The organism is Streptomyces sp. NRRL S-495 (assembly GCF_000966955.1).
Classification (GTDB): domain Bacteria; phylum Actinomycetota; class Actinomycetes; order Streptomycetales; family Streptomycetaceae; genus Kitasatospora; species Kitasatospora purpeofusca.
Window position 1 is genome coordinate 1 of the sequence record NZ_JZWY01000012.1, and the last position, 11,257, is coordinate 11,257.

Below are 11,257 nucleotides of genomic sequence, written 5' to 3' on the forward strand. Positions count from 1 at the left end.
CCCAGCAGCAGCCCCGGCACCACGCCCGCCAGCGCGGGCAGCACGCACACCGCCAGCCGCCAGCCGCCCGCCCCCGGCTCCGGGAGCAGCGCGAACAACGGAAACTCCGGCACCGGGCCCAGCACCGCCCGCACCGGCGACACCACCGTCCCCGCGCCCACCGCGAACCCCGGCCCGAGTGCGTACGCCGCGCCCCACAGCACCGTGTTCGGCAGCAGCACCAGGGTCAGCAGCAGCACCCCCGCCACCGCCGCCGGCCCGCCCGCGAACACCGCCGACCCGGCACCCCCGCCCACCGCGGTCAGCACCGCCGCCACCGCGACCACCAGCCCGCCGGCCGCCAGCAGCCCCGCCCCGGCCGCCAGCGCGGCCACCCGGACCACCGGCGCGCCGCCGGTCGGCCGAACCTCCGCCGGCAACCCGGCCAGGACCCGTTCCAGGGCCTCCACCCCGGCCGGGGCCGCCCCCGGCCGCCGCGCACCGGCCGCCACCGCCGCCCCGGCCACCAGCGCGACCACGGCGAGGTCGACCACCACCCGGGCCCGGAACTCCCCCGCCCCCGCGCACTGCGCCACCACCGCGCACGCCACCGCGCAGTAGCCCGCCCAGACCGCCGGGACCCCGCCGCGGCCCCCCGGCCGCCCCGCGGCGCGCGCCGCCACCCGGCCGGCCGCCCGGTACAACTGGCCCACCGCCAGCAGCCCGAGCCCCAGCGGTGCGACCGAGAGCGGCACTGCGGCCGGCCCGCGCAGCACCGGCGCACCGTGCCCCAGCAGCCACAACGCGGACGCCAGCCGCAGCGCGCCGGCCGCGCCGTCGTCCGCGAACGGGGTCACCACCCAGAGCCCGAGCACCGGAACGGTGACCACCGACAGCCCGAGCAGGGCCGTCCGGACCCCGGTGAGCAGGGCGGAGAGGACGGGCCTGGCCCCCAGTTCGCCCGGCGCTTCCAGAATCGGACGACCCGTCAGCTGCGTCATGGGCCTCATCGTGCCAAGGCGACTCGCCATGCTCCGTGAAGAGGCAAACCGCCGGGGTGTCCCAGATTATTGGCTTATGCGCATTTTCAGACCATGCCCTCTCACCGCCGCGACCGATCCGGCCCGGAGCGTCTGATGACCAAGCCCCCGACCGCCGCCCGCACCGGCACCCAGCCCTCGCCTCCCGCCGCACCCGCCGCCGCGCCCGCCTCGCCGAACCGCGGCGGTAAGGCGCGCCCCGGAAAGCGCAAGGGCGGCCGGGGCCGGACCGGCACCACCACCGGCGCGGACGGGGCCGCGCAGAACGGCGGGGGGATGCCCGACGCGGACACGACGGCACTGCTGCGCCGACTGACGGCCCGTGAGACCGAGGCCTTCGCCCACCTCGCGGCCGGCCGGGACCTCGCCGAGACCGCCACCGCACTGGGCGTCACCCCCACCACCGCCCGCAGTTACCAGCACCGCGCCCTGCGCAAGCTGGGCACCCGCACCCAGGCCGAGATCGCCGCTCTCGCCGCGCTGCTGCCGGCGCCCCCGGGGGCGGGTGCCTCATCGGCTGCGGCGAAGGACTCGGCTGCGGATCCGGCGTCAGCTTCGGCTCCGGGTGCGGCTGCGGCTGCGGCGAAGGCCGGTGCGGATGGCGACGGCCGCCGACCGGCCGCGCCGGCGGCAGGCCCCGCGCGCACCGGCCGCCCGCCGACGGCGGCGGCCCAGGACGCCACGCCCGACACGCCCGTGACGCCCGGCCTGGATCCGAAGCCCACCCGGACCCGGCCGGGCGTGGTCGCCACGGCCGAGGCCACCGCCGCACAGCCGTCCGGCACCGCACCCGCACCCGCGCGGCCGACGCGGACGGGCAAGGGCCCCGAGCCCCGCCCGACGGGTGCGACGGCCGAGCCCGGAGCCCGGACCGGACCGGCACCGGCCGCCGACAGGACCACGACCGGCCCCACCCCCGCCGCCGCCGGACGCCCCGGCCCCACGAACCAACGGGGCACCGAAGCCCGCCCGACAGGCGTGACGGCCGAGCCCGGAGCCCGGTCCGGGCCGGCACCGGCCCCCGTCGCCGGCGTACGCCCGCCGGCGGTGTTCGAGGAGGTGTACGAGGCGGGGCACACCCGGCTGGTGCAGCAGGTGTTCCTGCTCACCGCGTGCAAGCACCGGGCGGTGCACTGCGTCGGGCGGGCGTTCGGCGAGGCGCGGCGGCACTGGCCGGAGGTGGCCGCCGGGGCCGAGCCCGAGCAGTGGGTGCGGATGCGGGCGTTCGAACTGGCGCTGTCCCCCTGGCACCGCGGCGGGCCCCGGCGGGCGCATGTGTGGCGGCTGCCGCACCGGCGGATCAAGGTGCGGCCGGCGGACGAGGGCCAGGCGGTGCTGCCGGACCACGACCGCCTCACCGACCGGGACCGGGCCCTGCTCAAGGCGCTGCGCCGGCTCTCCCGGCCGCAGCGCCGGGCGCTGGTGCTGCACGACGGCCTGGGGATGCCGGCCGCCGCGGTGGCGGTGGAGGTGGAGTCCACGGTCGCGGCCGCCGAGGGGCGGGTGTGGGCGGCGCGGACGGCGCTGGCGCAGTGGGTCCCGGACCTGGTGGGGCCGGATCCGGCGGCGGACGGGTTCGCGGACCGGCTGTCCGGGCTGCTGCACCGGGCCGCGGTGCGCGGGGCGCCGGAGCCGCACCGGCCGCCGGTGCCGCTGCTGCGGGCCCGGCAGGGGCTGGTGCACGCGGGCCGGACGGGAGCGGCGGCACTGCTGACGGTGGCCGTCGGCGGCGCGGTGGCGGCGACGCTGGCGGGGGGCGGGCCGAGCGAGCTGTTCCGGCCGTCGGATCCGCCGCCGCCGGTGCTCTGCGCGCCGGTGCCGACGCTCGCGACCGAGCCGGAGGCCCTGCTGCCGCTGCTCCCGGAGGGGGCGCCGTCCGGGATCCAGAGCCTCTGGTGCTCGCCGACGCCGGGGCTGGAGCCGGTCGTGGTGGATCCGCCGCCGCCCCGCGCGGACGGGCCGTACCGGCCGCCGGCGGGCGGGCTGGCCGGGGTGGCGCTGCCGCCGCCGGCCGTGGTGGCCCCGGAACCCCCCGGCTGCGCGTCCTGGGTGCTGCGCCCCTGCCCGGCGGAGCACCGGCAACCGCGCTGACCCCGGCACCGGAGCCGCTCCGGGAACGACAGCGCCCCCGCACCGGCGAGGCCGGTGCGGGGGCGCTGTGCGCGAGCGGGGGGCGTCAGCCCTTGAACAGCTCACGGGCCAGGCGGGCGGTCTCGGACGGCGTCTTGCCGACCTTGACACCGGCGGCCTCGAGGGCCTCCTTCTTCGCCTGGGCGGTGCCCGAGGAGCCGGAGACGATGGCGCCGGCGTGGCCCATGGTCTTGCCCTCCGGGGCGGTGAAGCCCGCGACGTAGCCGACGACCGGCTTGGTGACGTGCTCGGCGATGTAGGCCGCGGCACGCTCCTCGGCGTCGCCGCCGATCTCACCGATCATGACGATGAGCTCGGTCTCCGGGTCCTCCTGGAACGCCTTGAGGGCGTCGATGTGGGTGGTGCCGATGACCGGGTCACCGCCGATGCCCACGGCCGAGGAGAAGCCGATGTCCCGCAGCTCGTACATGAGCTGGTAGGTCAGGGTGCCGGACTTCGAGACCAGGCCGATCTTGCCGGCCTTGGTGATGTCGGCCGGGATGATGCCGGCGTTCGACTGTCCGGGGCTGATCAGGCCGGGGCAGTTCGGGCCGATGATCCGGGTCTTGTTGCCCTTGGAACCGGCGTAGGCCCAGAACGCGGCGGTGTCGTGCACCGGGACGCCCTCGGTGATGACGACGGCCAGGCCGATCTCGGCGTCGATGGCCTCGACGACGGCGTCCTTGGTGAACTTCGGCGGCACGAAGATGACGGTGACATCGGCACCGGTCTTCTCGATGGCCTCGGCGACGGTGCCGAAGACGGGCACCTCGGTGCCGTCGACGTCGACCGTGGTGCCGGCCTTGCGCGGGTTGACACCGCCGACGATCTGGGTGCCGGAGGCGAGCATGCGGCGGGTGTGCTTCATGCCCTCGGAGCCGGTCATGCCCTGGACGATGACCTTGCTGTCCTTGGTAAGGAAGATAGCCATGGTGTGAAAGTCCCCTTCCTTACTTGTTGGCCAGCTCGGCGGCGCGGTCGGCCGCACCGTCCATGGTGTCCACCTGCTCGACGAGCGGGTGGTTGGCGTCGGTCAGGATCTGCCGGCCCAGCTCGGCGTTGTTGCCGTCGAGACGGACGACCAGCGGCTTGGTGACCGCCTCGCCCTTCTCCTCGAGCAGCGCGAGGGCCTGCACGATGCCGTTGGCGACCGCGTCGCACGCGGTGATGCCACCGAAGACGTTGACGAAGACCGACTTGACGTCGGGGTCGCCGAGGATGATCTCCAGGCCGTTCGCCATGACCTCGGCGGAGGCGCCGCCACCGATGTCGAGGAAGTTGGCGGGCTTGACGTTGCCGTGCTTCTCACCGGCGTACGCGACCACGTCGAGGGTGCTCATGACGAGACCCGCGCCGTTGCCGATGATGCCGACCGCACCGTCGAGCTTGACGTAGTTGAGGCCCTTGGCCTTGGCGGCGGCCTCCAGCGGGTTGGCCGCGGCCTTGTCCTCGAGCGCCTCGTGCTCGGGCTGGCGGAACTCGGCGTTCTCGTCCAGGGAGACCTTGCCGTCGAGCGCGATGATCTTGCCCTCACCGGACTTGATCAGCGGGTTGACCTCGACGAGGAGGGCGTCCTCCTTGATGAAGACGGTCCACAGCTTCTGCAGGACGTCGGCGACCTGGTCGGCGATCTCGGCCGGGAACTTCGCCGCGGCGACGATCTCGGCGGCCTTCTCCGGGGTGCAGCCCTCGTTGGCGTCGACCGGGATCTTGGCGAGCGCGTCGGGGTTCTCCTCCGCGACGACCTCGATCTCCACGCCGCCCTCGACGCTGGCCATGGCCAGGAAGGTGCGGTTGGTGCGGTCCAGCAGGAACGAGACGTAGTACTCGTCCTTGATGTCCGCGGTCTGGGCCAGCATCACCTTGTGCACGGTGTGGCCCTTGATGTCCATGCCGAGGATCTGCTCGGCCTTGGCGACGGCGTCCGCCGGGTCGGCGGCGAGCTTCACGCCGCCGGCCTTGCCTCGGCCTCCCACCTTCACCTGAGCCTTGACGACGGCGCGGCCGCCGAAGCGCTCGGCGATGGCGCGAGCCGCTTCGGGGGTCTCGATGACATCGCCGTCAAGCACGGGAACACCGTGCTTGGCGAAGAGGTCCCTCGCCTGGTACTCGAACAGGTCCACGTGTTTGTCCTTGTTCGTGGTCGCGGATTGTGTCTCTACGAGCGTGCCACGGCAGGATCTTCGCTGCGGGTCGTCGGGGCGGTGCGGGTACGCAGAGGTACGGCCTTGCGGCCCACACAGCCACGGGCGCACACGTCAATTCACACGCGCGTCACGTCCGTCTGGCAGGTTATCCCCGCCGGACGGGCGTGTTTCGCCCGGGGCCTGCCAGTCTTTGGTGAGAACCGTCACAGAAAGCCCGGCGGGCGTGCGCCGGGCGCTCGGACCGGCGGGTTTGCTCGTCCACGCCCCATGTTCCCCCGTACGAGTGAGACCGGCGCGCGCCGGGCCGACACCTCCGTCCACGGCCGCCGGGCGGACGGCATTCCGCACCACTCGCTCCGCCGCACTGCCGCACGGCGGACGGCCCTTTCGCGCCACTCACCGCCGCCGGGCGGGCCGCCCTTTCACACCCCCTGGTCCGGGACCGGGATCGGGCGCTTCCCGATCGCCGCCGCCATGATCTCCGGGAAGGCGTCGGGGGTGCAGGCGAAGGCCGGGGCCCCGAGGGCGGCCAGCGCGGCGGCGTGCGCGTGGTCGTAGGCCGGCGCGCCCTCGTCGGAGAGCGCCAGCAGGGCGATGAACTGGACGCCCGCCGCCTTCATCGCGGCCACCCGCTTGAGCATCCCGTCCCGGATGCCGCCCTCGTAGAGGTCGCTGATCAGGACGACGACCGTCTCGGCCGGCCGGGTGATCCGGGACTGGCAGTAGGCGAGCGCCCGGTTGATGTCGGTGCCGCCGCCGAGCTGGGTCGCGAAGAGCACGTCGACCGGGTCGGCGAGCTGCTCGGTGAGGTCGACCACGGAGGTGTCGAAGACCACCAGCCGGGTGTCCAGGCTCTTCATCGAGGCGAGCACGGCGCCGAACACCGCCGCGTGCACGACGGACGCGGCCATCGAACCGGACTGGTCGATGCAGAGGACGACGTCCTTCTTCACCGCGCGCCGGGCCCGGGCGTAGCCGACCAGCCGCTCGGGGACGACGGTGCCGTGCTCGGGCAGGTAGTTCCCCAGATTGGCCCGGACGGTGCGGTCCCAGTCGATGTCGCGGTGGCGCGGGCGGCCGACCCGGGCGCTGCGGTCCAGCGCGCCGCCGAGGGTGGCCCTGGTCCGGTCGGCCAGTCGGCGCTCCAGCTCGGCGACCACCGTGCCGACGACCGCGCGGGCGGTCTCCCTGGTGGTCTCGGGCAGCGCGTGCTTGAGCGAGAGCAGGGTGGCGACCAGATGGACGTCCGGCTCGACGGCCTCCAGCATCTCCGGCTCCAGCAGCAGCTGCTCCAGCCCGAGCCGGGTGATCGCGTCCTGCTGCATCAGCTGGACGACGGTGGCGGGGAAGTACTCGCGGATGTCGCCCAGCCAGCGGGCCACCTGCGGGGCCGAGCCGCCCAGGCCCGCGGTGCGGCGCCCGGAGCGCGGCTGCCCGGCCCGGCCCTCCTCGGGAGCGCCCCGGTAGAGCGCGGCGAGCGCACCGTCCATCGCGGCGTCCCGGCCGTGCAGGGCGCGGCCGGTGCCGTCGGCCTCGCCGCCGAGGACCAGCCGCCAGCGGCGCAGCCGCTCGTCGGCGGGGGTGGTGGGGGTCAGGGGGGTGCCGGCGGCCATCGGGGGCTCCTCTGGGTGCGGTCTGCGGGACGGGAGGGGGGTGGCCGGTGGCCGTCAGGTGTCGCGGCCCCCGGCCTGCCGGGGGATCCTCGGGCGGTCGGCGCCGGGGGCGGCCCCGACCGCGGCGCCGGAGCCGACTGCGGCGCCGTCCGGCAGGCCGAGCAGCAGCGCGACCACCGGCAGCGCGGCGGCGGCCCGGGCGAGATCCACCTCGGCGGCCGCCGAGGCCGGTTCGGTGTCGCCGTAGTCGAGCGGACCGGCCGCCACCCGGCTGCCGACGGTGTGTCTGACCCCGGCCTCCAGGGTGGCGAAGGTGCGGCGCAGCAGCGGCAGCAGATCGGTGAAGACCGCCGCCGGGACGCCGGTCAGCCAGGCGTCGAGCAGGCCCAGCAGCCGGGGGTCGTGCAGCAGCAGCGTGCCGCCGCCGGACAGGAAGCCCTCGATCCAACCGGCCGCGTCCACCGGGCTGCCGGCGGTGGAGAGCACCAGACCGAGCCGCCGCCCGGCCTCCGCCGGATCCAGCCGGCCGTCGTCCAGCAGCAGCCGGACGGCCCGCCCGCGCAGCAGCCCGGGCACGCCGGTGGCCGGTCCGCCGGAGGGCTCGCGCCGGGCGAGCGACCGCAGCGTGCCGGCCCAGCGGTCGGCGAGGCCGTCGCCGCCCAGCAGGCCGATCGCGCCGTGCACTTCGTCGAGGTGGGCGCGCATCACGGCGGCGCCGGCGGCGTCCAGGCCGGTGCAGGCGGGCGGCAGGCCGACCCTGATCCGGTCGGCGAGCCCGTCGGCGACCTCGCCCAGGGCGCCGTGGTCGGTGCCCCGGACGTCGCCGTACCGCAGCGCGCGGACCAGCGCGGGCAGGGCGCGGGCCAGGTGGGCGACATCGGTGTCCAGCGCGGCGAGGTCGGCGAGCACCCGCATCACGGCGGGCAGCGCCTCGGCCAGGTCGGCCACCAGGCAGGTTTCCACCAGCCCGGTGAGCTCGGCGAGTTCGGCCGCCGCCCGGGCGGTGCCGACGGCCTTGCCGACGGCGGCCCGCTCGACCGTGGTGCCCCACTGGGCGGCCTCGGCGATCCGGACGGCGAACTCGGGCTGCCAGCAGAGCCGCCAGCTCTCCCGGAAGGTGCCGGTGGAGGCGACCTGGGAGCGGACCGGCACGCCCCAGTCGACGCCCAGCAGCCGCAGCCGGTGCAGCAGCCGGGAGCGGGCAGCGTCGGTCTCCTTGCGCAGGTCGAGGTCGAGGTCGCGCGGTTCGGGCGCGGGCTTCAGCCGCAGGGTGCGCTGCAGCCGGGCGAGGTCGCGCTGGAGCGGGACGGCGGGCGCCTCCTCGGGCACCGAGCCGAGCGCGTCGCCGATCACCAGCCGGTCCTGGACCAGCGCGAGGGCGACGTCCGAGCCCTCGCACATCACCGCGCGGACGGCGTCCAGCGTCTCGGTGAGCCCGGCCAGCGGGCGGCCGCGCAGCCCGGCGAGGGCGCGGGCCAGCCGGACCGCCTCGATGACGTGCGCGGAGGAGACCGGGTGGTCCTCGGCACGGAGCAGGCCGGCGGCCCGGGTGAGCCAGCCGGGCAGCGGGTCGCCGTCCGTCCGGTGCAGGTGGTGGTACCAGCCCGGGGAGACGATCCCGGCGCCGTAGCCGGCCAGTTGGGAGAGCCGGCGGTGCGTCCAGGGCACCCAGGTGATCTCGGTCCGCACCTTCTTCGGCAGCCCGGCGAGCAGCGCCCGGTCCTGGGCCACGGTCGGCGTCTCCGCCAGCGCGGGGACGTGGAAGGCCCCGCAGACCACCGCGATCCGGCGGTGGCCGGCCCGGCGGGCGGCGCGGATCCGGCCGCGCATGTACGCCTCGCGCTGCCGGTCGCGCAGGCTCGCCCCGCCGTCCTCACGCAGCACCGCCATCGCCTCGGCGACGGCCGCGAACGGCGCGAGCGCGTCCTCGCCGTCGGCGGGGCGGCGGTGCTCGACGACGTCCTCCCACCAGCGCTCGGGATCGTCGTGGCCGGCCGCCTCGGCGAGCCGGGCGATCGGGTCGCGCGGCAGGTCGGCGTCCTCCTCCTCGACACCGCCCGCCCCGCCCTCCGCGAAGGAGTGCCCGGCCGGCAGGTCGATGAACTGGAGCGGCACCCCGCGGTCGACGGCGTACCGGATCGCCACCCACTCCGGCGAGAACTCCGCGTAGGGCCAGAACGCGGCCCGCGCCGGGTCGTCGGCCGCGTGGGCCAGCAGGGCGACCGGCGGCACCATGTCCTTCGCGGCGGCCAGCCCGAGGATCGGCTCGGCCTCCGGCGGCCCCTCCACCAGGACCGCGTCCGGCCGCAGCCGCTCCAGCGCGGCCGCCACCGCGCGGGCCGAGCCCGGCCCGTGGTGCCGTACGCCCAACAGCGTCACCTCTGCGCTCATCGCGCCCTCCCTCCGGTCGTCGGCGAGTCCTGCGGTCCTGCGGTCGTGCGGCTCAGCGGGCGTTCTCACGGGCGGCGCGGTAGAAGTCCTGCCAGCCGTCCCGCTCGCGGACCACGCCCTCGACGTACTCGCGCCAGATCTGCTGGTCGGCGGCCGGGTCGCGGACCACGGCGCCGATCACCCCGGCCGCGACGTCGCCGGCCCGCAGCACGCCGTCGCCGAAGTGCGCGGCGAGCGCCATGCCGTTGGTGACCACCGAGATGGCCTCGGCGGTGGACAGGGTGCCGCTCGGGGTCTTCACCTTCGTCCGGCCGTCGGCGGTGAGGCCGGCCCGCAGCTCCCGGAAGACAGTCACCACCCGCCTGATCTCCTGGGCGCCGCCGGGCAGTTCGGGCAGCTGGAGCGAACGGCCGAGCTGCTCGACCCGGCGGGTGACGATCTCGACCTCCTCCTCCAGCGAGCCGGGCAGCGGCAGCACCACGGTGTTGAAGCGCCGGCGCAGCGCGCTGGACAGCTCGTTGACCCCCCGGTCGCGGTCGTTGGCGGTGGCGATGACGTTGAAGCCGCGCACGGCCTGGGTCTCGGTGCCCAGCTCCGGGATCGGCAGGGTCTTCTCGGACAGGATGGTGATCAGACTGTCCTGGACGTCCGCCGGGATCCGGGTGAGCTCCTCGACCCGGGCGATCCGGCCGTCCGCCATCGCCCGCATCAGCGGCGAGGGAACGAGCGCCTCCCGGCTGGGCCCGTCGGTGAGCAGCCGGGCGTAGTTCCAGCCGTAGCGGACCGCCTCCTCCGGGGTGCCCGCGGTGCCCTGCACCAACAGCGTGGAGTCGCCGCTGATCGCCGCCGCCAGGTGCTCGGACACCCAGGTCTTGGCGGTGCCCGGCACCCCGAGCAGCAGCAGCGCCCGGTCGGTGGCGAGCGTGGTCACGGCGACCTCCACCACCCGGCGCGGGCCGATGTACTTGGGCGTGATCACGGTGCCGTCGTCCAGCTCGCCGCCCAGCAGGTAGGTGGCGACGGCCCACGGGGAGAGCCGCCAGCGCTCCGGGCGCGGACGGTCGTCCCGGGCCGCGAGCGCGGCCAGCTCGGCGGCGAACGCGTCCTCCGCGTGCTGCCGCAGGACATCGGTCACGAGGTCGGTCATCGGGGCCCCTTCGGGTCGGCCCTCCGGGCACACGGATGCCCGGGCGGCGGGGTGGTCGGGGGGAGCCGGATCGGCGTCCCGGCCTGCGAGAACCAGCCTGCACCGGACCACTGACAATCCTGACCGGACCTCAGTTCGGTTCGCCCGGAGGCCGGGTCGACTGTCAGTCCCGGCACCTAACGTCGTCGACATGGAGGAACGCTGGAGCACCGAACACGTCCTGTCCCTGGCGCCCGACGCCGCCTCGCGGAAGGCCGCGGGCAAGCTCTCCACGTCCGCGCCCTGGTCCGCCGCGGGCACCGACGGCGAAGCGGTCTGGGGCGAGTGCCGGGGCAGCGGCAGCACGCCGTACCGCACGGTCGTCGAACTCGCCACGCCCGCCTACCGGTGCAGCTGCCCGAGCCGGAAGTTCCCGTGCAAGCACGCGCTCGGACTGCTGCTGCTCTGGAGCGGCTCCCCCGACGCCGTGCCGGACGGCGCCGAGCCCGCCGACTGGGCCGCCGACTGGCTGAAGGAGCGCCAGGAGCGCTCCGAGCAGCGGGCCGGGCGGGCGGCGGCCCCGGCCGACCCGGCCGCCGCCCTCCGCCGCGCCGGGAAGCGCTCCGCCCGGGTCGCGGCCGGCGCCGCCGAGCTGCGGCTGCGGCTCGCCGACCGGGTCCGGCACGGCCTCGCCGACCGCTCCACCACCGGCCCCTGGGAGGAGGTCGCGGCCCGCATGGTCGACGCCCAGGCGCCCGGTCTGGCCACCAGGGTCCGCGAGCTGGACGCGCTGCCGCAGCACCGGCTGCTGGAGGAGTACGCGATGCTGCA

Annotated in this window: 8 protein-coding genes; 2 read left to right on the forward strand and 6 right to left on the reverse strand. The window is 76.0% G+C overall.

Annotated features, from left to right (window positions below; translation table 11 throughout):
- A partial coding sequence (locus tag VR45_RS00985) for a DUF6350 family protein (protein WP_045937760.1) occupies positions 1 to 980 on the reverse strand: 980 nt, incomplete at its 3' end.
- A 135-nt stretch (positions 981 to 1,115) separates the two neighbouring features.
- Between VR45_RS00985 and VR45_RS41950 the strand changes: the two genes are divergently transcribed.
- Positions 1,116 to 3,110 (forward strand): LuxR C-terminal-related transcriptional regulator, encoded by a 1,995-nt coding sequence (locus VR45_RS41950; protein WP_052708747.1) that lies wholly within the window; start codon positions 1,116 to 1,118, stop codon positions 3,108 to 3,110.
- A gap of 85 nt (positions 3,111 to 3,195) precedes the next feature.
- Here VR45_RS41950 and sucD read toward each other — a convergent pair whose 3' ends face one another.
- From sucD to VR45_RS01015, 5 genes are all read right to left on the reverse strand, one after another.
- Positions 3,196 to 4,080 carry a succinate--CoA ligase subunit alpha gene (sucD, locus tag VR45_RS00995; RefSeq protein ID WP_030393363.1) on the reverse strand — a complete coding sequence of 295 codons (885 nt, stop codon included), beginning with the start codon at positions 4,078 to 4,080 and terminating at the stop codon, positions 3,196 to 3,198.
- 19 nt (positions 4,081 to 4,099) lie between these two features.
- Positions 4,100 to 5,272, reverse strand: a complete 1,173-nt coding sequence (gene sucC, locus VR45_RS01000; RefSeq protein WP_045937761.1) for an ADP-forming succinate--CoA ligase subunit beta — start codon at positions 5,270 to 5,272, stop codon at positions 4,100 to 4,102.
- 446 nt (positions 5,273 to 5,718) lie between these two features.
- Positions 5,719 to 6,909, reverse strand: a complete 1,191-nt coding sequence (locus VR45_RS01005; RefSeq protein WP_045937762.1) for a VWA domain-containing protein — start codon at positions 6,907 to 6,909, stop codon at positions 5,719 to 5,721.
- Positions 6,910 to 6,963: 54 nt separating this feature from the next.
- Positions 6,964 to 9,300, reverse strand: a complete 2,337-nt coding sequence (locus tag VR45_RS01010) for a DUF5682 family protein (protein ID WP_063772386.1) — start codon at positions 9,298 to 9,300, stop codon at positions 6,964 to 6,966.
- Between the two features lie 52 nt (positions 9,301 to 9,352).
- On the reverse strand, positions 9,353 to 10,447 hold the full coding sequence (locus VR45_RS01015) for an AAA family ATPase (protein ID WP_045937763.1): 1,095 nt from the start codon (positions 10,445 to 10,447) through the stop codon (positions 9,353 to 9,355).
- Positions 10,448 to 10,637: 190 nt separating this feature from the next.
- On the opposite strand from VR45_RS01015, the gene VR45_RS01020 reads away from it, so the two are divergent.
- On the forward strand, positions 10,638 to 11,257 hold a 620-nt coding region (locus VR45_RS01020; RefSeq protein ID WP_045937764.1), incomplete at its 3' end, for an SWIM zinc finger family protein.